The 26,215-nt window shown below is 72.9% G+C and carries 19 protein-coding genes; 10 read left to right on the forward strand and 9 right to left on the reverse strand.

What is annotated here, in order from left to right; translation table 11 throughout:
* Positions 1 to 10: 10 nt before the first annotated feature.
* The 4 genes from ACFO0C_RS08145 to ACFO0C_RS08160 form a co-directional block, all read right to left on the reverse strand.
* Positions 11 to 1,729 carry an urease subunit alpha gene (locus ACFO0C_RS08145; protein WP_378065929.1) on the reverse strand — a complete coding sequence of 573 codons (1,719 nt, stop codon included), beginning with the start codon at positions 1,727 to 1,729 and terminating at the stop codon, positions 11 to 13.
* Positions 1,726 to 2,133, reverse strand: coding sequence for an urease subunit beta (locus tag ACFO0C_RS08150; RefSeq protein ID WP_449190914.1), 408 nt, complete (start codon positions 2,131 to 2,133; stop codon positions 1,726 to 1,728). Before ACFO0C_RS08150 ends, ACFO0C_RS08145 begins: the two co-directional genes overlap by 4 nt.
* Positions 2,130 to 2,432, reverse strand: coding sequence for an urease subunit gamma (locus ACFO0C_RS08155; RefSeq protein WP_378065930.1), 303 nt, complete (start codon positions 2,430 to 2,432; stop codon positions 2,130 to 2,132). The genes ACFO0C_RS08150 and ACFO0C_RS08155 overlap by 4 nt, the downstream gene beginning before the upstream one ends.
* A gap of 114 nt (positions 2,433 to 2,546) precedes the next feature.
* A complete protein-coding gene (locus ACFO0C_RS08160; protein WP_378065931.1) occupies positions 2,547 to 3,116 on the reverse strand; it encodes a TetR family transcriptional regulator in 570 nt (189 codons plus the stop codon).
* Between the two features lie 48 nt (positions 3,117 to 3,164).
* Here ACFO0C_RS08160 and ACFO0C_RS08165 point away from each other — a divergent pair, with 48 nt between their 5' ends.
* Positions 3,165 to 6,308, forward strand: coding sequence for a bifunctional cytochrome P450/NADPH--P450 reductase (locus ACFO0C_RS08165; protein ID WP_378065932.1), 3,144 nt, complete (start codon positions 3,165 to 3,167; stop codon positions 6,306 to 6,308).
* 50 nt (positions 6,309 to 6,358) lie between these two features.
* On the opposite strand, the gene ACFO0C_RS08170 is transcribed toward ACFO0C_RS08165, so the two are convergent.
* Genes ACFO0C_RS08170 through ACFO0C_RS08185 form a run of 4 tightly spaced genes read right to left on the reverse strand, consistent with a single transcriptional unit; the run spans position 6,359 to position 10,867 of the window.
* Positions 6,359 to 7,933: a serine/threonine-protein kinase gene (locus tag ACFO0C_RS08170; protein WP_378065933.1), complete on the reverse strand. Its 1,575-nt coding sequence runs from the start codon at positions 7,931 to 7,933 to the stop codon at positions 6,359 to 6,361.
* A 47-nt stretch (positions 7,934 to 7,980) separates the two neighbouring features.
* Positions 7,981 to 8,361 (reverse strand): RidA family protein, encoded by a 381-nt coding sequence (locus ACFO0C_RS08175; RefSeq protein ID WP_378065934.1) that lies wholly within the window; start codon positions 8,359 to 8,361, stop codon positions 7,981 to 7,983.
* A gap of 32 nt (positions 8,362 to 8,393) precedes the next feature.
* Entirely contained in the window at positions 8,394 to 9,593 is a 1,200-nt protein-coding gene (locus ACFO0C_RS08180) for an amidohydrolase family protein (protein ID WP_378065935.1), read from the reverse strand.
* Positions 9,590 to 10,867: a MarR family transcriptional regulator gene (locus ACFO0C_RS08185; protein WP_378065936.1), complete on the reverse strand. Its 1,278-nt coding sequence runs from the start codon at positions 10,865 to 10,867 to the stop codon at positions 9,590 to 9,592. Before ACFO0C_RS08185 ends, ACFO0C_RS08180 begins: the two co-directional genes overlap by 4 nt.
* Positions 10,868 to 10,962: 95 nt before the next feature.
* Between ACFO0C_RS08185 and ACFO0C_RS08190 the strand changes: the two genes are divergently transcribed.
* Positions 10,963 to 12,360 carry a beta-N-acetylhexosaminidase gene (locus ACFO0C_RS08190; RefSeq protein ID WP_378065937.1) on the forward strand — a complete coding sequence of 466 codons (1,398 nt, stop codon included), beginning with the start codon at positions 10,963 to 10,965 and terminating at the stop codon, positions 12,358 to 12,360.
* A gap of 14 nt (positions 12,361 to 12,374) precedes the next feature.
* Here ACFO0C_RS08190 and ACFO0C_RS08195 read toward each other — a convergent pair whose 3' ends face one another.
* A complete protein-coding gene (locus ACFO0C_RS08195; protein WP_378065938.1) occupies positions 12,375 to 13,295 on the reverse strand; it encodes an aminoglycoside phosphotransferase family protein in 921 nt (306 codons plus the stop codon).
* Positions 13,296 to 13,324: 29 nt separating this feature from the next.
* Here ACFO0C_RS08195 and ACFO0C_RS08200 point away from each other — a divergent pair, with 29 nt between their 5' ends.
* From ACFO0C_RS08200 to ACFO0C_RS08235, 8 genes are all read left to right on the forward strand, one after another.
* Complete coding sequence (locus ACFO0C_RS08200) at positions 13,325 to 14,500, forward strand: alanine racemase (RefSeq protein WP_378065939.1); 1,176 nt, start codon at positions 13,325 to 13,327, stop codon at positions 14,498 to 14,500.
* Between the two features lie 187 nt (positions 14,501 to 14,687).
* Complete coding sequence (locus tag ACFO0C_RS08205) at positions 14,688 to 15,506, forward strand: hypothetical protein (protein ID WP_378065940.1); 819 nt, start codon at positions 14,688 to 14,690, stop codon at positions 15,504 to 15,506.
* 105 nt (positions 15,507 to 15,611) lie between these two features.
* Positions 15,612 to 17,414, forward strand: coding sequence for an aspartate--tRNA ligase (gene aspS, locus ACFO0C_RS08210; protein WP_378065941.1), 1,803 nt, complete (start codon positions 15,612 to 15,614; stop codon positions 17,412 to 17,414).
* Between the two features lie 98 nt (positions 17,415 to 17,512).
* Complete coding sequence (locus ACFO0C_RS08215) at positions 17,513 to 18,100, forward strand: ArsR/SmtB family transcription factor (protein WP_378065942.1); 588 nt, start codon at positions 17,513 to 17,515, stop codon at positions 18,098 to 18,100.
* Positions 18,097 to 19,356: an MFS transporter gene (locus ACFO0C_RS08220; RefSeq protein WP_378065943.1), complete on the forward strand. Its 1,260-nt coding sequence runs from the start codon at positions 18,097 to 18,099 to the stop codon at positions 19,354 to 19,356. The genes ACFO0C_RS08215 and ACFO0C_RS08220 overlap by 4 nt, the downstream gene beginning before the upstream one ends.
* 20 nt (positions 19,357 to 19,376) lie before the next feature.
* On the forward strand, positions 19,377 to 19,598 hold the full coding sequence (locus tag ACFO0C_RS08225) for a hypothetical protein (protein WP_378065944.1): 222 nt from the start codon (positions 19,377 to 19,379) through the stop codon (positions 19,596 to 19,598).
* Between the two features lie 162 nt (positions 19,599 to 19,760).
* Positions 19,761 to 21,326, forward strand: a complete 1,566-nt coding sequence (locus ACFO0C_RS08230; RefSeq protein WP_378065945.1) for a replication-associated recombination protein A — start codon at positions 19,761 to 19,763, stop codon at positions 21,324 to 21,326.
* A gap of 899 nt (positions 21,327 to 22,225) precedes the next feature.
* Positions 22,226 to 26,179 carry a hypothetical protein gene (locus ACFO0C_RS08235; protein ID WP_378065946.1) on the forward strand — a complete coding sequence of 1,318 codons (3,954 nt, stop codon included), beginning with the start codon at positions 22,226 to 22,228 and terminating at the stop codon, positions 26,177 to 26,179.
* Positions 26,180 to 26,215: the final 36 nt, after the last annotated feature.

Genomic DNA, 26,215 nt, shown 5'->3' on the forward strand with positions numbered 1-26,215 from the left:
CAGGGCTCGATCAGAACAGGAAATAGCGCTGCGCCATCGGCAGGACGTCGACCGGCTCCGGCTCGATCACCTGGCCGTCGATGCGCACCTCGAAGGTGTCCGCCTTGACCTCGATGCGGGGCATGGCGTCGTTCAGCGGCATGTCCGCCTTGCCGACCGAGCGGGTGTCGCCGACCGGCACGAGCGCCCGCTTCACCCCGATCCGGTCGCTGAGCAGGGCATCGATGGCGGCCGGCGCGACGAACGCCACCGACGTCTGCGCCGGGACCACGCCGTAGGCGCCGAACATCGGCCGGGGCAGCATCGGCTGCGGCGTGGGGATCGAGGCGTTCGCGTCGCCCATCTGCGCGTAGGCGATCATGCCGCCCTTGAGGACGACCGCCGGCCGTACCCCGAAGAACGCCGGGTCCCACAGGACCAGGTCGGCGAGCTTGCCCGGCTCGACCGAGCCGACCTGGGCGTCCATGCCGTGCGCCCGCGCCGGGCAGATGGTGTACTTCGCGACGTACCGCTTGGCCCGGTTGTTGTCGGCGGCGCCGTCTCCGGCGAGGGCGCCGACCCGGGCCTTCATGACGTGCGCGGTCTGCCAGGTACGGGTGACGACCTCACCCACCCGCCCCATGGCCTGCGAGTCCGACCCGATCATCGAGATGGCGCCCAGGTCGTGCAGGTAGTCCTCGGCGGCCATGGTGGACGGCCGGATCCGGCTCTCGGCGAACGCCAGATCCTCCGGCACCGACGAGTTCAGGTGGTGGCAGACCATCAGCATGTCCAGGTGCTCGCTGAGGGTGTTGCGGGTGTACGGCCGGGTCGGGTTGGTCGACGACGGCAGGATGTTCGGGTGCGACGCGACGGTGATGATGTCCGGTGCGTGGCCGCCGCCCGCGCCCTCGGTGTGGTAGGCGTGGATCGACCGTCCGGCGATGGCCCGCAGCGTCTCCTCGACGAACCCGGCCTCGTTCAGGGTGTCGGTGTGGATCGCCACCTGCACGCCGGACGCGTCGCACACCTTCAGGCAGGCGTCGATCGCGGCGGGCGTGGTGCCCCAGTCCTCGTGCAGCTTGAAACCGCCGGCGCCGCCGCGCAGCTGCTCCCACATCGACTCGGCGGACATCGTGTTGCCCTTGCCGAGCAGCAGCACGTTGATCGGCCAGCTGTCCAGGGACTCCAGCATCCGGGCCAGGTGCCAGGAGTTCGGCGTCACGGTGGTGGCCTTGGTGCCCTCGTCCGGGCCGGTGCCGCCGCCGATGATGGTGGTGATGCCGGCGGCGAGCGCGGTGTCCAGGATGGTCGGGCTGATCAGGTGCACGTGGCTGTCGATCGCGCCGGCCGTGAGGATCTTGCCGTTGCCGGCGAGGATCTGCGTGCCCGGGCCGATGACCAGGTCGGGGTGCACACCGTCCATGGTGTCCGGGTTGCCGGCCTTGCCGATGGCGACGATCCGGCCGTCGCGGATGCCGACGTCGGCCTTGACGATGCCCCAGTGGTCGAGGACGACGACGCCGGTGATGACGGTGTCGGGGGCGCCCTCGGCGCGGGTGGCCCGGCCCTGCCCCATCGATTCGCGGATGACCTTGCCGCCGCCGAAGACGACCTCGTCCCCGGGGACCGGGCCGGAGCTGCGGTCCTCCTCGATCTCGATCAGCAGGTTGGTGTCGGCGAGCCGGATCCGGTCACCCCTGGTGGGCCCGAGGAGGGCCGCGTAGCGACTGCGTTCCAGCGATGTCATCGGGGGCTCCCGTTGTGCTCGCCCTCGCCGGTGTCCTCGTCGAGGGAGCCGGCCGGCTCGATGTCGGTGGGGTCGGGCTCGGGCGCCGCTGGGGGCTGGTCGAGCGGCCCCCCGGCCAGGCCGCGCAGGCCGGGCACGATGCGGTTGCCGGCGAGCGCCACGAGGGTGATGTCGCGGGGGATGCCGGGCTCGAAACGCACCGACGTGCCGGCCGGGATGGCGAGCCGGTGACCCCAGGCCGCGGTCCGGTCGAACTCCAGCGCCGCGTTGGACTCGGCGAAGTGGAAGTGCGAGCCCACCTGGACCGGGCGGTCACCGGTGTTGCGCACGGTCAGGGAGACGGTCGGGCGGCCGGCGTTGATCTCGATGTCGCCGTCGCCGAAGAGGATCTCACCAGGGATCATGAGATCGGCCCGTGCACGGTGACGAGCTTGGTGCCGTCCGGGAAGGTGGCCTCGACCTGCACCTCGGCCAGCATCTCGGGCACACCGTCCAGGACGTCCTCCCGGGTGAGCACCCGTCGCCCGGCGTCCATCAGCTCGGCGACGGTGCGCCCGTCGCGTGCCCCCTCCAACAGGAAGGCGGTGATGATGGCGGTGGCCTCCGGATAGTTGAGCCGCAGGCCGCGGTCCCGGCGTCGCTGGGCGACGTCGGCCGCGACGTGGATGAGCAGGCGTTCCTGCTCGTGCTGGCTGAGGAACAAAGGGAACCTCCTGCTGATCGCGCCCCGGAATGCTCGCAGGTGGAAGTTTCGGACGTGTAACCCCTGAGTGATCAAAACACGGAACGGCCCCGCCACCCCATGGTTCCGGAGCCTTCACACGCGGGCGGCCACGCCGGCGATCAGCAGGTCCACCGCGAGGGCGAAACCGGCGTCGTCGGCGTGGCCGGAACCGATCAGCCGGCGCATGGTGCCGTTGACCTCGGTGTGCAGCAGGCCGCCGACGAGGACGGCCAGGACCGCGCCGGTCCGCTCGACCTCGGGCTCGGGCAGACCGGCGGAGCGCAGCACGGTGCAGAGGGTCCGCCACATCGGGCCGTCGCGCTGGATGAAGTCGTCGCTGGCGAAGGCGTACCGGATCAGGTTGCGGTGGGCGAGGCTGAGCGACCGGAACTCGTACGCCAGGTTTCGCAATTGTTCCTGCCACGTTCCGTCCCCGACCGCGATGTGACGTGCGCCATCGGTGACCAGGCGGGTCAGACCGTCCAGAAGGGCCGCCTTGTTCTCCACGTGGTGGTAGATCGACATGGGATTGACCCCCAGCTGACCTGCGAGTTTCCGCATGCTCAGCGCGTCGACTCCGTCCGCGTCGACGATATTCAGGGCCGCTTGGAGGATTGCGCCCTTTGTTAAACGTTGATCACCCGACTTAACGCCTTCAGCCATACGCCGTATGGTAGTAGACATACACCGTATGGCTGAGGAGGATCCCCCGTGACCGCCGCGATTCCCACCCCCCGCGGACTGCCGATCGTCGGCAACGGCCTGCAGGTTCCGGTGGAGGGCACGCACCGGTTCTTCGCCGATCTGGCCGCGCAGCATCCCGGCGGCATCTACAAGCTCAACCTCGCCGGGCGGCACGTCGTCTTCGTCCACGACCCCGACCTGGTCGCCGAGGTCTGCGACGAGACCCGCTTCTACAAGCCGATCGACCCGCCGCTCGCGCACGTCCGCGACTTCGCCGGCGACGGCCTCTTCACCGCGCGTGAGGAGGAGGAGGTGTGGGGTCAGGCGCACCGTATCCTGCTGCCCGCCTTCAGTCAGCGGTCGATGAAGGCGTACTTCCCGCAGATGCTCGAGATCGCCGGCAACCTCGTCGGCGCGTGGGCCGGCCGGCCCGAGGTCGACGTCTCCGACGACATGACACGGCTCGCCCTCGACACCATCACGCTCGCCGGGTTCGGGCAGCAGTTCAGGTCGTTCGAGCAGGCCGAGCTGCACCCGTTCCTGCAGGCGATGGGCAGCGCGCTGACCGAGGCGATGAACCGGACACGGCAGCTGCCGATGGTCACCGGGCTGAAGAAGCGGGCCGATGCGGCGTACAAATCGGATATCGCGGTAATGCAGGAGACGGTCGACGAGGTGATCCGGGCGCGCCGGGCCTCCGGCGAGAAGGCGAACGACCTGCTCGGCCTCATGCTCGAGGCCTCCGACCCGCTGACCGGAGCCCGCCTGTCCGACGAGAACATCCGCAACCAGGTCCTCACCTTCCTGATCGCCGGTCACGAGACCACCAGCGGCACCCTCTCCTTCGCCCTGCACCACCTGATGCGCAACCCGCACGTGCTGGCCCAGGCCTACGCCGAGGTCGACCGGATCCTGCCCGGCGACACCGTGCCCACCTACGAGCTGATCATGAAGCTCGACGTGATCCCGCGGATCCTCGACGAGACGCTGCGCCTGCACTCGCCGATCACCGCGATCGGCCTGGCCTCCCGCGAGGCGACCACACTCGGCGGCCGCTACGAGATCCCCGCGCACCAGAAGATCGCGGTCGTCCTCAAGCCGCTGCACACCCACCCGTCGGCGTGGTCCGATCCGGAGACGTTCGACATCGACCGGTGGCTGCCCGAGGCCAAGGCGGGGCACCACCCGCACGCCTACAAGCCGTTCGGCAACGGCGAGCGGGCCTGCATCGGCCGCCAGTTCGCCCTCACCGAGGCCCGCCTCGCGCTCGCCATGCTGCTCCAGCGGTTCGCCGTCTCCGACCCGGCCGGGCACCAGCTGCACATCAAGCAGACCCTCACCATCAAGCCCGACGGTTTCCGGTTGCGGGTCCGTCCCCGTCTCGCGCACGAGCGTCTCTCCTTCGACGAGGCGGTCGAGGAGACGTCCGAGACGGCCGAGGTCCATGCTTCGGGGGTACGGCTACGCGTCGCCTACGGGTCCAACCTGGGCACCTCCGAGGACCTCGCGCAGCAGCTGGCCGACCGGGCCCGGCGGTCCGGTTTCGACGTGACCGTGCAGACCCTCGACGAACTGGCGTCCGGCCTGCCCTCCGACGGGCTGCTCGCCGTCGTCACGTCCAGCTACAACGGCAAGGCACCCGACAACGCACAGGCCTTCGACGACCTCGACATCCCGGCCGGTGCGCTGGACTCGGTGCGATTCGCGGTGCTGGGCAACGGCAACACCCAGTGGGCGACCTACCAGGCGTACCCCCGCAGGGTCTTCGGCAAGCTCGCCGCCGCGGGCGCGCAGCCCATCGTCGAGCGCGGTGAGACGGACGCCGCCGGTGACTTCGACGGCATGGCACAGAGCTGGCTGAACGGACTCTGGACCGCGCTGGCCGCCGAGTTCGGTGCCGCGTCACAGGCCGCCGGTGGCCCGCGGTACAGCGTCGAGGTGCTCGGCGAGGACCAGATCCGCCCGGCCGTCGTCTCCACCCAGGCGCACCCGGTCATGGTCATGTCGGTGGAGGAGCTGGTCGGAGACCCGGCCGGCCTGTGGGACTTCAGCCGCGAGGCGCCCCGGCCCGGCGTCAAGGCGATCACCGTCCAGCTGCCCGAGGGTGTCACCTACTCCGCCGGCGACCACCTGGCCGTCTACGCCAAGAACGATCCCGAGCTGGTCGACTGGGCACTGCACACCCTGCGCGTCTCCCGCGACCTGGTGATCCGCCTCGGACAGGACGGGGAGCGACCGACCGGACTGCCGATCGGTGTGCCGGTCACCGCGGGCCTGCTGCTGACCGAGTTCGTCGAGTTGCAGGACCCGGCCACCCGCGGGCAGATCGCCGTCCTCGCCGAGCACACGCAGTGCCCGTGGACGACCCGGCAGCTGACCGCGTGGACCACCGACGCCGACCTGTACGCCGACGAGATCCTGGCCAAGCGCGTCTCGGTGCTGTCCCTGCTGGAGCGGTTCCCGGCGGTCGAGCTGCCGTTCGCGGTCTTCCTCGAACTGGTCGGCACGATCAAGCCGCGGTTCTACTCGATCTCGTCGTCGCCGGCCGTCGACCCGTCCCTCGTGACGATCACCGTCGGCCTGGTCGACGGGCCGTCCCGGACCGGCAACGGTCGCTACCGGGGCATGTGCTCGCAGTACCTGGCCCGGCTGTCACCCGGCGACGTCTTCTACGGGCACGTCCGCGTTCCCTCGCCGCCGTTCCGGCTCCCCGCCGACCCGGCCACCCCGATGATCCTGATCGGACCGGGCACCGGTTTCGCGCCGCTGCGCGGATTCCTTCAGGAGCGCGCCGGTACGCCCGGGAGCGGCCCCGCCAAGCTCTTCTACGGCTGCCGGCACCCCGAGCACGACTGGCTCTACCGGGCCGAGATGGAACAGTGGGCCGCCGACGGCGTGACCGACCTGCACCTGGCGTTCTCGGCCGTCGACGGTCACCCGCACCGGTTCGTGCAGGAGGCCCTCGCCGCCCACGGCGACGCCGTGTGGGAGCTGCTCGAGCAGGGCGGGCACATCTACCTGTGCGGTGACGGGGCCCGGATGGCGCCGGCGGTCCGCGACGAGCTGTACGCGATCTTCCGCCGCCACACCGGTGCCACCACCGTCGAGGCGGAGGCGTGGCTGCGTTCCCTGGAAGCCGCGGGCCGCTACCAGCAGGACGTCTTCGCCTGACCCGCGTGGCGGTCCACGGTCCGGACCGGACCGTGGACCGCCACGCCTTCCTAGTTCTCGGTGGTGTCGCCCGGGTCGGTCTCGTCGTCGCCCGGCTCGCCGGTCTCGGCCGGGGTCGTCGCCGTCGCGGTCGGGGTGGCGGTCTCGCCGGTCGTCTCGGTGGCGGTCGGCGCGGTGGTCGTCGTCGGCTCGGCGGGCCGGGTGGTCGTCGCCGTGGTCGTCGGCCGCTCGTCGTTCTCGGTCTGCCCGGTCCGTTCCGGCCGGGTCGTCTCCCGCCCGCCGTCGCCGCCACCCGCCGGAGCCTCGGCGGATCGCGGCGCCGAACTCACCGGCGCGGCCGGGGCGTTCGTCGTCGGCTTCGGCGCGTCGGCGAACCAGCCCAGCGGATCGGCCGCGAAAAGCACCCCGATGCCGCCCAGCAGGACGACCGCGGCCAGCACGAACAGCGGCAGAAGACGCCGGCGCCCCGTCGGGGGCAGGGTCTCCGGCCCGGTCCCGGGCGGGGCAGCCGGTCGCTGCGGGGGAACGACTGCCGGGGCAGCCAGGCCGGTCCGGTCCTGGGTCGCCGGTCGCCGCGGTGGGACGACTGCCGGGACGACGCCGGGGGCGGTGTCGTCGAGCACGGCGCCGATCGAGGTGTCGTCGAGCGGTTGCATCCCGAGGGCGCCGATCCACGGCGATCCGGCCCGGGTGGCGGTGAGGCCCTCGTCCGATCCGGTCGCTGGTGCGGGAACCCCGGCCGTGGGAGAGCCGGCAATCCCGGCCGTAGGAGAGCCGGCAACCTCGGCTGCGGGGGAGCCTGCTTCGAGGCCGGCGGCCGCCACGCGTGCGGCCTCGGCCATCACACCTGCCGAGGAGAAACGGTCCTCGGGCTTCTTCGACAGGGCGATCCGGACGATCTCCCGAACCTCCGGAGGCACGTCACCCGGGAGTTCCGGCGGCTCGTCCTCCAGATGCTGGAGCGCGATCGCGATCGGGTTCCGGCCCTCGAACGGCGGATGCCCGGCCAGGCAGTGGTAGGCGAGGGCGCCCAGTGCGTACACGTCGGCCGGAGGACCGGCCTGATGCTGGGCGACCTGTTCGGGTGCGATGTAGAGGGCGGTGCCGACGACCTCGCCCGCACCGGTGACCGTCCCGGAGTGCGCCGACCGTGCCACCCCGAAATCGACGAGCACGACGGTGCCGTCCGGTTCGATGAGCAGGTTGCCGGGTTTGACGTCCCGGTGGACGATCCCCGCCTCGTGTGCCGCTTCGAGGGCCTGGGCCGCCTGCGCCACCACCGACATGGTCTCGGCGGGGGAGAGGCGCCCGCGGTCGGCGAGCATCCGGTTCAGCGGTTGCCCCTCGACCCGGGCCATCACCAGATAGGCGTCCTCGACGGCGGTGTTCCCGAAGTCGTAGACGGCGACCACACCCGGATGCCGCAGCGCCGCGAGGGCCTGCGCCTCATGCCGGAAACGCCGCTGGAACCCCGGATCGGTGGCCCGGTCGGCGAGCAGCGTCTTGACCGCGACCGCCCGCCCGAGGACGGTGTCGGTGGCCTGCCAGACCTCACCCATGCCACCGGCGGCGATCCGATCGTCGAGCCGGTAACGTCCGCCGAGCAACTCTCCGGTGTGAGGCATGGATGTCCCTCTACCCAGGAGAGCGCCCGGCTACCCGTGGACGGTGACTACTCGCCGGTGTAGAGGATGGCGTCGATTTCGATGTCGAAGCCGACCAGGGGGACCGGCAGGGTGGTGCGGACCGGTAGGTGGTCGCCCTTGATGTACTCGCGGTAGATCTCGTTCATCTCCGGGAAGTCGGCGAAATCGCGCAGGTAGACGCCGACCCGGACGGCGTCGTCCAGGCTGGCGCCGGCCTCCTCGGCGACGATGGCCAGGTTGCGGAAGGCGGCGTGTGCCTGTTCGGCGAAGGTGCCGGTGACCCGGGTGCCGTCGGGCAGCGCCGGGATCGCGCCGGCCAGGTAGATGGTGTCGCCGGCGATCACGGCATGTGAGTACGGGCCGCCGGCCGGCGCCGCCTTGTCGGTGATCACAGCGCGTTTGGGCATCAGGGACTCCTCGGTTCGGTTCTGGGAAGGCTTCAGGAGGTTCTGGGGAACTGTTCGGCCAGGCCGTCCACGCCGACCAGTGGTGTGGCGAGCAGGGCGCGGATGTCGTGTTCGCGGCGGGCCAGTGCGGCCCGTTGCGTGTCGGTGAGCGGGATCCACGGCGCGGGTGCGGCGGGCAGCCGGGGTGGCAGGGGGCGGCCGGCCACGTACGTCGCCCGGTTGAGCAGCCGCACAGGTGAGACACGGGTCTGCCGGTGTGCGTCGACGACGGTGAGCGGCTCCGGCCGTACCTCGAAGATCGCGAAGTCGGCGGGGTCGCCGGCCGTGAGGGAACCGCCGGGCAGGGCCAGCGCCCGCGCCGGGTGTTCGGTGACCGCCGCGATGACCTCGGGCAGGGTGACGCCGCAGGCCAGCAGTTTGGCCATGGTGGTCGGCAGGTCGAAGACCGGGCCGTGAAGTGACCTGGCGTGCAGGTCGGTGGAGATCGTGTACGGGCGCAGGCCCGCATCCAGCTGCGCTTCCAGGATGTCGAAGGCGAAGCCGCCGGATCCGTGCCCGAGGTCGAGGAGTACGCCCCGGGCGGCGGCGTCGCGGACCGCCGGGCCGAGCGGTGCCGCGATCCCGCTGGCGCAGTGGGTCACCAGGTCGCCGGGGCGCAGCAGGTCGAGGACCTCGTCGAGGGCTGGTGGCGCGGTGCCGATGTGGACCATGACGGGGACGCCGCACGCCTCGGCGGCGGCCAGCCCGCGGCGCAGCGGTTCGACGCCGTTGTCGCCGACGGTCTCCCGGTCGATGCGGACCTTGACGCCGTGGAACAGTTCGCGGTCGGCCTGGATGGTGTCGATCGCCAGCGGCACGTCGCAGTTGGTCAGGTCGCGGCTCTCCCCGGTGCGCCCGGCCAGGCCGACGGCGGAGATGTTGAGCAGGGCGTGCACCCGGACCGTGGAGGCGCGGGCGACGGCGCGCAGCCCGGCGGCCGTGTAGGCGCCCGCCGACCCGGCGTCGACCCAGGTGGTGACGCCGGTGCGCCAGGCGATCGGGTCCGGGTCGATGCCCCAGTAGCCGGGCCCGACGTGGGTGTGCACGTCGATCAGGCCGGGGGTGACCAGGCAGCCGGTCACGTCGACGACCGACCGGGCGGTACGGGGCAGGTCGCCGATCGCGGCGATCCGGCCGTCCCGGACGGCCACGTCACCGGGGGAGCCGCCGGTGAGCAGCAGGTCCCAGATCATCGGGTGGCGTCCAGTGCCGGTGTGATGGCGAGCCGGTACAGCCGGGTCGGGCGGCCCTTGCGGCTCTCCTGCGCGCTGCCCGTCTCGACCACCAGATCGGCGCTGGTCAGCTTGCGGATGAGCCGCCGGCCGCTGGGGTCGGTGATGCCGAGTGTCCGGGCCAGTTCGGCGGGGGACAGCGGGTGGCCGTCCAGGGTGCGCTCGATCGCGGCGAGACGGGACAGGGTGGCCGGGCTGAGTCCGGCCCGCCCGGCGAGGAGTTCGATCTCACCGTGTTCGCGGTAGGTGTAGGTGAGCGGGGTGGCCGGCGCACCCATCGGGCCGATCGTCATCCCGTCGCCGGTGAACAGGTAGGCGCCCGGGTCGGTGTCCTGTTCGGCGCGGGCCGCGGCACGTTCGGCGAGGGTGACGCTGAGCCGCGCGGACGTGCCGATGCCGAACCCGGCGACGGCCCGGATGCCGAGTGTCTCGCGGGCCTCGGCCAGGACGGGCAGACCGACCCAGTGCTGGGTGACGCTCTCGAACAGCGACGCGGGAGCGAACACCAGCACGCCGCGCGTGCCGCGACGGTCGATCCAGGCGTCGGCGAACTCGGGCGTGTCGATCAGCAGGTGCTGCAACCGGTCCAGGTCACCGCTCTCTCCGGGCACCAGGAACAGCCCGGCTGCGAATCGCTGCGCGTCGGCCCGCCGGGTGTGCACGCGCAGGGCGAGTTCGTGCAGGTCGGCACGGATCGTGCCGGGGGTGGCCAGGGCGTGCAGGACGGTGGTCTGCCCGTCGAGCGCCGCGGCGACATCCATCCGGACACTGATCACGTACGGCGCGCCGGTCCGCGCCAGGTGCTCCCGGTGGAAGGCGACGACCTCGGCGACCGGCTGCTCCGGGTCGAACGGGAGTGACGAGATCGCCGTCCGGTCCAGGTCGAGGGCGGCGGCCACCTCGTCGATCGTCTCGGTGGTGAACGTGTCGACGCTGACCGGGGTGGCCGGCCAGCCGTTGCCCCGGGCGCGGGCCCAGGCCAGGGCCAGGTCGAGCGCGGCTGAGCGGGTCACGGTGACGGGCAGGCCGGCGGGCAGCAGGTCGCGGGCCTTCGCATACGGCGCCAGGCCCAGGAGCAGGCCGTCGAGCCGGTGATCCCGCAGGAGCCCGGCGACCCGGTCGCGGATCTCGTCCTCGCGCTCGTAGACCGCCCAGGCGAACTCGACGCCGGTGAGCGTGCTCGCCGCGTCGGCGAAGCGTGCCCGGTGGCCGGCGTGCACCACCAATCCGATCATGTCGGCCTCGCCTTGTTCTGAAGTAGTTCGTTAATGTGAGGCGCATCGTATACGCACCACTAACGAACCTGTCGGCCTGGAGGGGCGGTCAAAGATTGATTCCCAAACCTTCCTCGGTACGGGTGACACCCGGCCCGGCCCGCGCCGGCGACTCCGTCCGGACCCGGATCGACCCCGGTCTCCACCCGGAGGGGTACGTCCTCTCCTGCACCCCCGACGGCATCGACCTGGTGGGCGGCTCCGAGGCCGGCGTCTTCTACGGCCGGCAGACACTGCTCCAGCTGGGACCGGACGTGCCGTGCGTACGCGTCGAGGACGCGCCCCGGTTCGCGTGGCGGGGTGTGCTGCTCGACGTGGCTCGGCACTTCATGCCCGTACCCGATGTGCTCAGGTTCGTCGATCTGATCGCCTTTCACCGGCTCAACGTGTTGCACCTGCATCTCACCGACGACCAGGGCTGGCGGATCGAGGTGCCGGGATGGCCACGGCTCACCTCGGTCGGCGCGTGGCGCTCGTCGACGATGCTCGGCTCCCGGATCCACGACCGCTACGACGATCGGCCGCACGGTGGCTTCTACACCACCGCAGACCTGCGGCGGATCGTCGCGTACGCGGCGGAGCGGCACGTCACCGTGGTGCCCGAGGTGGACATGCCCGGGCACATGCAGGCGGCCGTCGCGGCGTACCCGGAGCTCGGCAACGGGTTCGACGGCCCGGTCCGGACCGCCTGGGGCATCTCCCGCCACGTCCTCAACCTCTCCGAGGCGACTCTCGGCTTCTGCCGCCGGGTCCTCGACCACCTCTGTGACGTCTTCCCGTCCGAGGTGATCGGCATCGGCGGCGACGAGTGCCCCACCGACGAGTGGCCCGGCGGTCGTGAACTGCAGGCCGATTTCACCACGCGGATGGCGGCCCACCTGGCCGGCCGGGGCCGTCGCGTCCTCGGCTGGGACGAGATCCTCGCCGGTGGGGCCCCGGACGGGTCGGTGATCGCCGCGTGGCGTGGCACCGACCCGGCCACCGTGGCGATCCGGGCCGGTCACCAGGTGGTCTGCTGCCCGGACGTGCACCTCTACCTCGACTACCGGCAGTCCGACGACCCCGGCGAGCCCACCCCGGTCGGCACGCTCCTCACGCTGGAGGACGTCCACGCCTACGAGCCGCCCGCCTCAGCACTCGTCCTCGGCGCCCAGGCGAACATCTGGACCGAGCACATGGAGTCGCTGCGCCGGGTCGAGTACATGGCGTTCCCCCGGCTGTGCGCCTTCGCCGAGGTGGTCTGGGGACCGGCCGAACGGGACTTCGCGGACTTCGCCGCCCGCCTGCCCCGGCACCTGGAACTCCTCGACGCGCTCGGCGTCAACTACCGCCCGCTCACCGGGCCCCGGCCGGAGGACGCCCGCCCGGACGCCCCCGGCCACCCCCGCGACCTGGCCGACCGTCTCGCCGAACTGCACGAGATGACCGCCGACCTGCGCGGCGGGCCGGCGTGACCGGGCCCGGACGATCAGGGCAGCAACGGCAGCAGGCGCTCGGCCAGCATCAGTGGCCGGGTGCTCACCTTGCCGTCGCCCTCGAAGGTCCACACCTCGGCGAGCACCGCCTGCACGAACCCCCACGCCACCACCCGGTCGACAGGCATGCCGAGACCGTCGGCGAGCTGCTCGATCCGGGCCTCGGCGGCGTTCAGCACCGGCTCGTGCGGCGCGTACGGATCCGGGTTGTAGAGCAGCGCCCCGATCTCGTAACCCGGATCGCCGATCACGCCGTGCGGGTCGATCGCCAGCCACGGCTCCCGCTCGGCGGCCAGCACGTTGTCGTGGTGCAGGTCGCCGTGCAGCACCACCCGCCCGGTCGCGCTCGCGCACAGCTCGGTGAACAGGCCGGCGGCCCGTTCCACCAGGTGCCGCGGCAACGGGTCGTCGCCGGGGAAACGCGCCAGATGCCCGCGGAACGACCTGATCCGGCCGGACAGCTCGGGCAGCGCCACCCCGTCCGGGGCCGGCCGGTGCAGCCGCTTGATCACGTCGATCAGCACCGCCGTGGCGGCCGGGTCGTCGTGGGCGGTGAGCGACGACGCGGGGGTGCCCGGCCGGGCCTCCTCCAGCAGCAGCGCGCCCCGGGCGTCGTCGCGGGCCAGCACGGTGATCGCCGCCCGCCCGCCGAAACACTCCAGCGCGGTGGCCTCGTCGGCGAGGTGCCCGGCCGACGGCACGGCCAGTTTCAGCACGGCCCCCGTCCCGTCCGCCCGGCGGACCCGGCCGACCCAGTTCATGCTCAGCGGCAGCGGCCCGGCCGGCGACAGCTCCCACTCGGCCATCAGCCGGGCGGTCAGCCCCGGCAGCCCGGCGAGCCACGCCCGCCCGCTGTCACCCCACGTCTGCTCCACGTTGCGGCGGAAAATGGCGGAATTCGTGCTGTCGACCATGACGAGCAGTCTGACGAGCGGAGGGCGAAATGACGATCGACTGGCGGGCCAAGGGCTTCTGGGCGCCGGACGAGCCGGTCGACCCGCGGGGGCTCGGCCTCTTCGACGGCGGCTTCACCTGGCCACTGCTCGTGGTGCGCCGTGACGCGATCGAGGCGAACATCGCGACCATGGCCACGTACTCCGGGCGGCACGGGTTCGGCCTCGCGCCGCACGCCAAGACCACGATGGCGCCGGGACTGCTGGCGGCCCAGATGAAGGCCGGCGCGTGGGGGCTGACCGTGGCCACCCCGAACCAGGCGCTCGTGCTCCGGCGGCTCGGGATCGACCGGGTGCTGATCGCCAACGAGGTCCTGGACCCGGTGGCGCTGCGCTGGCTGGCCGACGAGAGCACCGCCGGCTGGGAGGTGTACTTCCAGGTCGACTCGCTCGCCGGGGTGGCCGCCGCGGCCGGGGCCGGGGGACCGCTGCGGGTGCTCGTCGAGCTCGGGCACGACGGCGGGCGCACCGGGGTCAGGGGCCTCGACGAGCTGGAGACGGTCGCCCGGGCGGTGGCCGCGGCTCCCGGGCTGGAGCTGGCCGGGGTGGCCGGCTACGAGGGCCAGCTGCGTGATCAGAACAGTGTGGACGCGTATCTGGACCAGCTCGCCGAGGGCGTGCACCGGCTGGCCGCGGCCGGTCTGCTGCCCGCCCGGCCGATCGTCACGGCCGGCGGCAGTGCCTGGTTCGACCGGGTCGTGGCGCGGCTCGGCGGCCTCCGCGAGACGGCCCGGCTGATCCTGCGCAGCGGCGCCACGATCAGCCACGACGACGGGTTCTACCGGGAGCGGACCCCGTTCGCCCGGGTGCCCGGCGAGGGGTCGCTCGCGGCGGCGCTGGAGATCTGGGCCCAGGTGATCTCGGCTCCCGAGCCGGGCCTGGCGATCGCCGGGATGGGCAAACGGGACGCGCCGTTCGACGAGGGGCTGCCGGAGCCGCAGGAGGTACGCCGGGCCGGCGGACGGATCGAACCGGCCATCGGGGTACGGGTGACGAAGCTCAACGACCACCACACGTACCTGGCAGTCGAGGGCCCGGCCCTGGTCCCCGGAGACCTGATCCGGTTCGGGATCTCGCACCCGTGCACGGCCTTCGACAAGTGGCGGGACATCCCTGTCGTCGACGAGGATCGGCGGGTCGTGGACGTGCTGCACACCTACTTCTAGGAGGCGCACGCCGAAATGAGACCACATCGTCGGGACGATCGAGGTGGTCCGCGAGTTCACCGATGCGGCGCAGGGGTGAATCACCGGGTGACGACCCCTCGCGGGGGATGGCCCGTCGGATCGATGGTGTTTACGGTGGTTGAGCGCTGAACGCGCGCTTTCACCACCTGCGCCGTTGGAGTCCGCCATGTCCGTATTCCGCGCAGCCACCAACGACCCTGCCCGCCGACCGGCTCCGGCGGGACATCGGGTGCCGCAGCAGCGCACCCACGATCACGACTATCCGGACGGGCCCACCGAGCCGCTCGGCGCGGCGCCGCCCGCCCAGCGGGAAGCCGCCGTGTTGCGCGACGCGGTTCCGCGCCCGGCCGCGGTGCGGGCCGAACCCGCCGCCCCGGCCGCCTCCCCCCGCCGGGGCGGTGTGGCCGCGGCGGTGCTGTTCAGCCTGGTCGCGCTGCTGGTGTCCGGGGCCGCCGCCTACTTCTCCTGGCGCACCCTCGTGGTGGTCCGGGCGCTGGAGCCGGCGCACCGGCTCCCGGTGGTGATCACCCCGGAGAAGCCGGTCCCGGTGGCGGAGTCGGTCGCGGTTCCGGTGAGGGGGCCGGAGCGATATCCGGTGGCGTACGCCAAGGAGCCGATCCGCCTGCAGCCGGCGTGCTCCGCGGTGATGCACGTGGACCTGGACGAACCGCGGGCCGCGGCGGCCGAGGCCCTCGCCGATCTCCGGTACGAGAGCGGCTGCGGCGACCGGCCGCCCCAGCTCAGCCTCGGGCCGGGAGCGGCCGGCGGCAGCCGGGAGGCGAGCGCCGACACCGACGCGGCCGGCTGCGACCGGGCGATCCGCACCAGCCCGCTCGGACGCGGGCTGCCGGTGGAGATCAAGAAGGGTACGGCCGTGTGCGTCCTCACCGCGGCGACACCGGCCGAGCTCGTACTCGTGGAGATCATCGACGTCGGCGGCTCCGGCACCGCCGGCCTGCGTGCCACATCCTGGCAGGTTCCGTGAGGCCGGTGACCGGCCCGTGGCACGCGGCGCGGGGCGCTCCTGACAGAATGTCGGGTGCGCCCCGCGAACTCTGTAAGGTCGCGAATTCTGTTAGGAGACGTTTCCGTGATCCGTACCCATGACGCCGGCACTCTGCGCGCGAGTGACGCCGGCACGACGGTGACGCTCGCCGGGTGGGTCGCGCGCCGGCGCGACCACGGCGGTGTCATCTTCGTCGACCTCCGTGACGCTTCCGGCGTGGTGCAGGTGGTGTTCCGCGAGGAGGACGCGCACGCGCTGCGCAACGAGTTCTGTGTGAAGGTCGTCGGCGAGGTCAACGCCCGCCCGGCCGGTAACGAGAACCCGGACCTCGCGACCGGCGAGATCGAGGTGGTCGCCAGCGAGCTGATCGTCCTGTCCGAGGCGGCCCCGCTGCCGCTGCCGGTCGACGACACGATCACCGCGTCCGACGACCTCCGGCTGAAGTACCGCTACCTGGACCTGCGCCGTTCCGGTCCGGCGAAGGCGCTGCGCCTGCGCAGCCGCGCCAACCAGATCGCCCGCGAGGTGCTGCACGCCCGCGACTTCAACGAGATCGAGACGCCGACGCTGACCCGCTCGACGCCGGAGGGTGCCCGCGACTTCCTGGTCCCGGTCCGTCTCCAGCCGGGTACGTGGTATGCGCTGCCGCAGTCCCCGCAGCTGTTCAAACAGCTCCTGATGGTCGCCGGCATGGAGCGCTACTACCAGATCGCCCGCTGCTACCGGGACGAGGACTTCCGCGCCGACCGGCAGCCGGAGTTCACCCAGCTCGACATCGAGATGTCGTTCGTCACGCAAGAGGACATCATCGAGCTCGGTGAGGAGATCGTCTCCCGGCTGTGGAGCGAGCTCGCCGACTACCAGGTGCAGCTGCCGATCCCGCGGATCACCTGGACCGACGCGATGAACCGCTACGGTTCCGACAAGCCCGACCTGCGCTACGGCGTCGAGCTGGTCGAGCTGACCGACTACCTGCGCGGCACCGCGTTCCGGGTGTTCGCCGGTGCGATCGACGCCGGTGGCTACGTCGGTGCCGTCGTGATGCCGGGCGGTGCCGGGCAGACCCGCAAGGAGCTGGACGGCTGGCAGGACTGGGCGAAGGCCCGCGGTGCCCGCGGCCTGGCCTACGTGGTGCTCGACGCCGAGACCGGCGAGCCGAAGGGCCCGGTCGCGAAGAACCTGTCGCCCGAGCACCTGTCCGGCCTGGCCGACCAGGTCGGTGCGAAACCGGGTGACGCGGTGTTCTTCGCCGCGGCCACCGAGCGCCGCGAGGCCCAGGAGCTGCTCGGCGCGGCCCGGATCGAGATCGCCAAGCGGGCGGGCCTGATCGACGAGTCGGCGTGGGCGTTCTGCTGGGTCGTCGACGCGCCGATGTTCGAGAAGACGGACGACGGCGGCTGGACGGCCGTGCACCACCCGTTCACCTCGCCGAACGAGGAGTGGATCGACTCCTTCGAGTCGGCTCCGGACAAGGCGCTGGCGTACGCGTACGACATCGTCGTGAACGGCAACGAGATCGGTGGCGGCTCGGTCCGTATTCACCGCGCCGACGTGCAGAGCCGGGTGTTCGACCTGCTGGGCATCACGCCGGAGGAGGCCGCGGACAAGTTCGGCTTCCTGCTGGAGGCGTTCAAGTACGGCCCGCCCCCGCACGCCGGCATCGCGCTCGGCTGGGACCGGACGTGCATGCTGCTCAGCGGTAACGAGTCGATCCGTGAGGTGATCGCCTTCCCGAAGACGCGGGGCGGTTTCGACCCGCTGACCACCGCGCCGACCCCGATCACGGCGCAGCAGCGCCTGGAGGCCGGCATCGACGCGAAGCCGAAGGCCGCGGCGGGCGCGCCCGGTACCGACGGCCAGGCGGCGCCGGTCCAGCACTCCCACTGAGCTCCACCGGAAGGCCGGCGACCCGGGTCGCCGGCCTTTTTCGTGAGTTGTATGCAAAGTAATTGTGCATAGCTTCTGTGCACAGTTATTGTGGATCCATGACGAGCGATGAGCGCATGACCGAGGTGCACCTGAGCTCCCGGCAGATCCGGGTGCTCGCCCACCCCCTGCGGATCCGCCTGCTCGGGGAGCTGCGGCTGGCCGGCCCGGCGACCGCCACCCGCCTCGCCGAGGCCCTCCAGACCAACACCGGCGCCACCAGCTACCACCTGCGCCAGCTCGCCGACGCCGGCCTCGTCGTCGAGGAGGACCGCCCCGGCAGCGGCCGGCAGCGCTGGTGGCGGGCCCTGCACGAGCTGTCCAGCTGGCAGCGCAGCGACTATCCGGACGATCCCGACGCGGCCGCCGCCGTCGACTGGCTGGAGTCCTATCAGCTCAACCAGCTGGTCCGCCGGGTCGAGGCGTGGCGGCTGGTCGCCCCGTCCGAGTCGCCGGAGTGGCGTGACGTCGCCGGCATGGGTGACTACGCGTTCACCATGGCCCCGCAACAGCTGCGGGAGATGCAGGGCGAGCTGGAGGAGCTGGTCGAGAGGCACCGGCTCCGGGCGCTGGCCGATCCTCCGGCGGAGGCGCGCCAGGTGCTGTTCTTCTACGGCGCGATGCCCTATGTGGAGGACGAGCGATGACCGCGGCCCAGGTCCGTTCGCGTTTCCTGATCCTGACCGCGCTGCGCTGGCTGCCGGTCGGCCTGCTCGTCCCGGTCCTGGTGCTGCTACCACTGGAGCGCGGGCTCACCATCGTCCAGGTCGGCTCGGCCGTCGCCATCCAGGGCATCGTCGTGCTGCTGCTGGAGCTGCCCACCGGCGGGCTCGCCGACGCGCTCGGGCGACGGCCGGTGCTGCTGGTCGCCGGGCTGGTCAACCTGGCCTCGCTGGCGCTGCTCGCGGTCGCCGACTCGGTGCTGCTGCTCAGCGTGGTCTACCTGCTCCAGGGCGTCTACCGGGCGCTGGACAGCGGGCCGCTGGAGTCCTGGTTCGTCGACAGTGCGTTGGCCGCCGACCCGGATGCCGACATCGAGACCGGTCTGAGCCGGGGTGGCATCGCGTCCAGTCTGGTGATCGCGGGGGCGGCCCTGGCCGGTGGTGGTGTGGTCTGGCTCGGGCCGGCCGGCCTCGGACCGCTCGGACGGGTGAGCGCGTTGACCGTACCCGTGCTGATCGCTCTTGCCCTGAGCCTGATCGCGACGGCGGCCGTGGCGCTGCTGATGGCCGAGGATCGCCCCGCTCGCGGCAGGGTCCCGCTGCGCGGAGCGCCGGCGGCGATCGGTGCCGCGCTGGGTCTGGTCCGGCGCTCCCGTGTGGTTCTCGCGTTGATCGGCGTGGAGTTCCTGTGGAGTTTCGGCATGGTCACCTTCGAGCAGCTGATGCCGGTGCGGCTCAGCGAGGTGACCACGGCCGCCGGGCCGCTGATGGGGCCGGTCAGCGCGGTCGCCTGGGCCGGCGCGGGAGCCGGCGCCGCCCTGGTGCCGCTGCTCAGCCGGCGGATCGGCGCCCGGTGGACCGGGTTCGCCCTGCGCATCGGTCAGGGCCTGACCATCGCGGGGATGGCGGTGCTGGCCGGTCCGGCCGGGGTGATCGGCGCGTTCCTGCTCTGCTACGCGGTGCACGGCGCGGCCAACCCGGTGCATTCCGGGCTGCTGCACCGGCAGGCCGAGGGGGAGTTCCGGACGAGTCTGCTCTCGCTCAACTCGATGGTCGCCGCGCCGGGCTTCGCGATCGGGGCGGTCGTCCTGACCGCGGTGGCCGCCGGAGCCGGCACGCCGGTGGCGATCCTCACCGGAGCACTGGTGCTGGCCGCCGCGGCCCCGCTCTATCTGGTGAAATCGGCGACCGTGTTTCGGGAACCCGCCCCTTCGGGTACCAGCGAGTCACTGGCTCTCTGACACCCCCCCCGGAGGATCCGATGCTCGCCATCGCCGCCGCCGTAGTCTTCGGCATCTACCTGCTCGCCGACCTGCTCGACACCAACTTCGGCGCCCCTGACCTGTTCAACTTCTCGACCATGGCGTCGCTCGGTCTGCTGCTGCTCGCCCTCTACCTGGCGGGCATCGGCAGCGGGCCGCGCGCCGGTGCCGGCACGGGTTCCGGTCGCCGTTTCTACGGCCGCCGCCCGGGCCGCGGCTGATCCGTCAGCCCTCCGGCAACTCCGGCCCGCCCTTCCCCCGGGGGCGGGCCGGAGGTGTTTTCCGCCACTCTCGGTGAGAGCGTCGTCGCTGCTCGAAGGTTATCCACAGGACGGAAGGCGGCGTTTCTGATCGGCTCCGGATGGCCGGTACTGTCGGTTGTGATGGAAACGGACGGGCTCTTCTCCCTCGCCTCGCCGGACGCGCCGACAGCGGCTCCGGCCGGTGCCGCGACCGCCGGGTTCGGGCGGCCCGCGGGCGACGCGCCGCTGCCCGTGCGGATGCGGCCCACCACGCTGGACGAGTTGATCGGCCAGGAGCATCTGCTCGCGCCCGGCGCCCCGCTGCGGCAGCTCGTCACCGGCGCCAGCCCGATGTCGGTGATCCTCTGGGGACCGCCCGGCACCGGCAAGACCACCATCGCCCACCTCGTCGCCAACGCGACCGACCGCAAGTTCGTCGCCATGTCCGCCCTGACCGCCGGGGTCAAGGATGTGCGCGCGGTGATCGACACGGCCCGGCGCGAGCGACGTTACGGTGGTCCGCCCACGGTGCTGTTCATCGACGAGGTGCACCGTTTCAGCAAGACCCAGCAGGACTCACTGCTCGCCGCCGTCGAGGACCGCACGGTCACGCTGCTCGCCGCGACCACGGAGAATCCCTACTTCTCGGTCATCTCACCCCTGCTCTCCCGCTGCGTCCTGCTCACCCTGCAGTCCCTCGGCGAGGATCACGTCCGCGACCTCCTCCGGCGCGCGACCACCGACGAGCGCGGCCTGGGCGGGGCGGTCACTCTCACCGCAGAGGCCGAGGACCATTTGGTACGGCTGGCGAGCGGCGACGTCCGCAAAGCCCTGACCGCCCTCGAAGCCGCGGCCGGATCCGCGCTCGCCCAGTCCGTCACCGAGATCGATCTCGCCACCGCGGAGAAAGCGGTCGACGTCGCCGCGGTCCGCTACGACCGTGACGGTGACGCCCACTACGACGTGATCAGCGCGTTCATCAAGAGCATGCGCGGCAGCGATCCCGACGCGGCCCTGCACTACCTGGCCCGGATGCTCGTGGCCGGCGAGGACCCACGGTTCATCGCCCGCCGCATCGTCATCTTCGCCAGCGAGGACGTCGGCATGGCCGACCCGCAGGCGCTGCTCGTGGCCACCGCCGCCGCCCAGGCCGTGCAAAACGTCGGGCTGCCCGAGGCCGGGCTCAACCTCGCCCACGCCGTGGTGCACCTGGCCACCGCGCCCAAGTCCAACAGCGTCACCGTCGCGCTCGGCGAGGCGATGGCCGACGTCCGCGCCGGCCGGGGCGGCCCGGTGCCGCCCCACCTGCGTGACGCGCACTACCCGGGTTCGCGGGGGCTCGGCCACGGCCGGGGCTACCGCTACCCGCACGACGATCCACGCGGCGTCGTCCGCCAGCAGTATGTGCCCGACGATCTCGTCGGGACCGACTACTATCGGCCGACCGATCATGGCGCCGAACGCGCCGTCGGTGAGCGTGTGCCGCGACTCCGCCGGATCGTGCGAGGTCACGGCCCGGTCACCGCTTCGGCGAGGACGGCGGACCGCGCGGCGGGTGGTGCTCAGGGCGTGAATGAGTCACAGTCTTCGGCGGACTCGGAGACGGCCGGCCCGGTCACGTCCGCGACGGCCGGGCCCGATCCGGCCGGCGGTGGCATCGAGAGCAGTGACGACAGCGGCGACAGTGCCGGGGAGGAACAGCGGTGACAGGGCGGGGTGCCGAACGACCCGACGACGAAGCCGGCCAGGGCGGTAAGAACCGCCGGCGCTTCGGGCGTGGCGGCGGCCGTGCCGAGCAGCCGGCCGTCCCGCAGGAGGTCCCGCGCGAGGAGACCGGCTGGCTCGACGATCTGCGCACGGCCAAGGAGGAGGCCGCGGCGATCGGGCCCGGCGTCCGTCCCGGTGAGGCGCGGACCAGCAAGTCCGGTCGCCGGGCCCCGGGGCCTGACGAGGCGCCCGACGACGACTTCGCGTTCCCCGGTGAGGACGGGTTCGCCGACCCGGGTAACGGGTTCACCGGGCCCGGTGACGGTGAGGGCACCGGGTCGTGGCAGGCGGCGCCGGGGCAGCGGTCCGGGCCGGTGTCGCGGGCCGCTCAGGTTTCGCCTGTTCCTCCTGGCTCCGTTTCTCCCGGTGTTGTTCCTCCGGGTGCTGTTCCGCCCGGTGCTGTTTCTCCCGGTGCTGTTCCCCCCGGCGCCGTTTCTCCCGGCGTTGTTTCTCCTGGTCAGATGCCGCCTGGGCAGATGCCGCGGTCTGGGCAGGTGCAGCGGCCCGGTCCGGTGCCTCGGCCCGGGCAGGTGTCTCCCGGTCAGATGTCCGCCGGGCCGGTCAGTCCGGGGCAGATGCCGCCCGATGGCCGGCGTGGGCCCGGGCCCGGTGGCCAGATGCCGGCCGGTCCTGGGGGGCCCGGTTCTGTGTCCGGTCCTCCCGGGGGCGGTCCTGGTGGGCCTGGTCATCCTGGTGGCGGTCCTGGTGGGCCTGGTCATCCTGCGGCCGGTCCTTCTGTGCCCGGTCAGATGCCGCCTGGCGCCCGCCGGGGTGGGCCGCCGCCTCAGGGTGGGCGTGCCGCCGTCGGCCCGGAGACGGGTGGTGGCCGTCGGCCGATCATGCCGGATCCGTCCGGCCAGGGTTTTCCCGGGCGGCAGCCCGCTGGGCCGCCGATCGTCCCGCCGTCCGGCAACGCGCCGGAGATCCCGATGGGCCGGACCACGCCGCCCGGCGTCCGGCCGGTCTCGCCCGGCGCACGGTCCGCCGGCCCCGGTGTGCGGCCGGTGTCGCCGGGGGCTCCCGCACGGGACCGTTTCCGTCCGGCGGATCAGGTGTCACCGGGCCGCCCCGACGGCGTGCACCAGACGGGCCCGATTCCCACTGGGTACGACGCCGTGCACCAGTCCGGGCCGATTCCCACTGGGTACGACGCCGTGCACCAGTCCGGGCCGATTCCCACTGGGTACGACGCCGTGCACCAGTCCGGGCCGATTCCCACCGGGCATGACGCGGTGCACCAGTCCGGGCCGATTCCCACCGGGCATGACGCGGTGCACCAGTCCGGGCCGATTCCGCGCGGCTACGACCCCGTTCACCAGTCCGGGCCGATTCCTTCCGGATACGACACCGGTCATCAGTCCGGTCAGGTCCCCTCCGGGCGCGACGCCGTGCATCAGTCCGGCCCGATTCCGAACGTCTACGACCCGGTCCACCAGTCGGGGCCGATCCCGGGTGGCCTGCATCAGTCCGGGCCGGTCGGCCCGCACCAGTCGGGGGCCATTCCGAACGGATACGAGCAGGGCGGGCGGGGCGCCGGCGGAACGTATGGCGCCGCGGTTCCCGGACGTCCCGGCTCTGGCGGTCCAGGTGGTCCAAGTGGTCCTGGTGGTCCTGGCGGTGGCCCCGGCGGTGAGCGTCCCGGAAGGGCGCGTGCCCGGCGGGCTCCGGCCGAGGAGGGTACCGCCGAGGGCCCGACCGGCCGGCACTCCGGCCGTGGCGGGCAGCCCGGCCACACCGCCGACGGGGATTCCGGCCACCGGCCCGGCCACGCCGCGGCCCCGGGTGACGAGCGCCCCGGCCGGCACGGCTCGCCGGACGGGGCACTCCGCTCCGGTACCGGCTCACACGCTTTCGTCCAGACCGGCAGCGACACCGGCTCGCACAGCTTCGTGCAGACCGGCACGGACACCGGGGCGCACGGGTTCGTGCAGCCCGGAGGCGACACCGGCAGCCACAACATCGTTCGCCGCGGGTCCGAGGGCCTGACCCGGAGCGAGGAGCGCCGCCGCCGCAACGCGAATCAGGGCGCCGACCCCGACGAGCCCGAAGCCGGTGGCTTCACCGGCACCCCGGACGTTCCCGGCCCGCGCCGCATCGGACCCGGCGACGGCCGCCCGGTGCGTGGCGCCGCGGTCGTCCCACCGGTCGTCCCCGGCCGTCAGGGCGCCCGCACCCCGGTCGTACCGGGACGTGCCGGCGCGATGGCCGACAGCACCTCCGGCGTGATCCAGCGCCCCGGCCGTGGCCAGCGTGGACCGCGGCAAGGCGAGGACCGTGGCACCGGCCCCGTGGCCGTGCCCGAACAGTCCCGCGGTACCGGTCCCATCAACGTGCCCGAGCAGGCCGGACCGGGCCGGCGAGCCGCCCGTGCCGACGCTGCCGGGGGTTTCCCCGCCGAGCCCGAGGAACACACGGGCCGGCACAGCGGCCTCAACGCTCCCGGACGGGCGGGTGCTCCCGCGCTCCCGGCCGGTCCCGGCGCTGTTCAGGCGATGGGCGCTGCCGCACCCGGCCGTGCCGTGGTCGGCCCGCCCGGCGGCGGAGGCCCGGACGGCCCGCCGCGCGGCGGAGCGCGTGTCCCCGGCCAGGGCCAGAGTCGTGGCCAGGGCCCGGCGAGAGGCGGCGCGGCTGTTCCCGGACGTCCCCCGACCGGCCCGGACGGCATGGCCGCGGCCGCGATGGGTGCCGCCGGCGTCGCGGGACCCGGCCGTGGACGTCCCGGCCCTGCCGGAGCCCCGGGCCGGGGCCCGGGCGATCAGGACGGTGGCCCGGGAATGATCGGCCCGGACGGCGGGCCGACCGGGCCGACCGGTCTGCGCCGTCGTGGGAGCGGTCCCGGTGGCGGCCCCTCGGGTCTGCCCGGCCGTGGCCCGGATGGTGGGCCCGGCCGTGGCCCGGATGGTGGGCCTGGTCGTGGCCCGGATGGTGGGCCTGGTCGTGGCCCGGACGGCGGGCCCTCACGCGCACTCGGAGCCTCGGGCCGCGGCGGTCCTGACGGTGACCAGAACACGGCGATGGCCACCGGGCCCGGCGGCATGGACGGCGAACCTTCGGGTCTGCCCGGCCGCGGCCCGCAGCGTGCCCTGGGCGGCGCCGGAGTACCCGGGCAGGGACCGGGCCCGGACGGCCCGTCCCGGGCGATGGGTGGCGCCGCTGTTCCCGGCCGCGGGCCGGACGGCCCACAGCGTGCCGGCGGCCCCCGCCGCGGGCCGGACGGCCTCGACGGGCCTTCTCGCGCGATGGGCGGCGCGGCTGTCCCCGGCTCCGGGCCTGACGGTCCGTCCCGGGCGATGGGCGGCGCTGCCGTTCCCGGTCGTGGCCCGGATGGTTTCGAGGGGCCTTCGCGGGCTGTGGAACCCGGTCGTGGTCCGGATGGTTCGTCCCGGGCGATCGGTGGGGCCGGTGTTGCTGGTCGTGGTCCGGATGGTCCGTCGCGGGCGATCGGTGGGGCCGGTGTTGCTGGTCGTGGTCCGGATGGTCCGTCGCGGGCGATCGGTGGGGCCGGTGTTCCCGGTCATGGTCCGGATGGTCCGTCCCGGGCGATCGGTGGGGCCGCTGTCCCCGGGCGTGGACCGGACGGCGCGGACGGTTCCTCGCGGCCCGGTGGACCCGGTCGCGGCCCGGACGGGCCCGAGGGGCGTGGCGGCCGTGGTGACGGGCCCGGTGGCCCGGGCGCCCGGGGTGGCGCGGCGGTTCCGGGCCGGGGTGGTCCCGGTCCCGACGGCGGACCGGCGGGTGCGGCCACAGGCGCCGCCTCGGTGGGTGCGGGCGCACCCGGACGGGCGCAGGCCGGCCGTGAGCCGGGTGGGGCGGCCAAGGCCGCGGCCGTAGCGGGCAAGGCGGGAGTGGGCAAGGCAGGAGTGGGCACGGCCGGCGCCGGCAAGGCCGGGATGGGCACGGCCGGCGTGGGCACCGCGGGTGTCGGGACCGCGGGTGTCGGTGCGGCGGGCACGGCGAGTGTCGGCGGGGGAGCGGCGACCGGTGGCGCGAGCGGCCGTGTGGTCGCCGGTGCACGGGTGGGCGCTCCGGGCGTACCGGATGAGGAGACCGGGGGAACGCGGACCGGGACCGTCGGGAGACCCGGTCCGGAGGATGCCTCCGCCCCGGAGGGCGGCGGGCGCTGGGCCAGTGCCGAGCTGCGGCACAAGCTGCGTACGCAGCGGCGCCTGCGTCTGGTCACGCTGATGTCGCTGGCCGCGCTCGTGCTGCTGATCCTGCCGGCGTTCTTCGGGGTGCGCGCGGCCACCAGTGACCCGGTGCTGGCGTCGCTGGATGCGCTGGAGGTGCCGGCGTGGGCGTCGAAGAACGACAAGGACTTCGAGACCGGCAACAGCCTGTGCCTGGGTGTCTGCGAGTTCCGGGAGCGGGTGTCCGACTCGGATCAGTCGTTCGCGGAGACGACGAAGGTCTACTCGAAGGCGCTGGAGAAGGCTGGCTGGTCGGAGCGCAAGGTCCAGGGCTGCCCGGAGATGCCGGTCAAGGCCGATGAGGGCACCTACACCTGCTGGCAGCGTGACGAGCTGACCCTGGACCTGGCGGTGGGCCTGCCGGGTTGCGCGGTGGACCAGGTGTCGGCGGAGGGCAATCCGCAGGCGGGTGCGGAGGCTCCGGTGCCGGTCGATCCGGCCTCGTGTGTGGGATCGACGGTGAGCATCAAGGTGTGGAACGCGATTGAGGACGAACGGGGCAAGACGGACCCGGCGCCGGGCCCGCAGGGTGTCCAGCCGGACGCGGTGCTGCCCACGGACGATTCCATCTTCCAGCAGACAGAGCCGACACCCGCGACGTCGTGACGCGTGCGGTGGTCACGGACGGTAGGGTCTGTTGGT

The sequence above is a fragment of the Actinoplanes subglobosus genome, from assembly GCF_042650585.1.
Classification (GTDB): Bacteria; Actinomycetota; Actinomycetes; order Mycobacteriales; family Micromonosporaceae; genus Actinoplanes; species Actinoplanes subglobosus.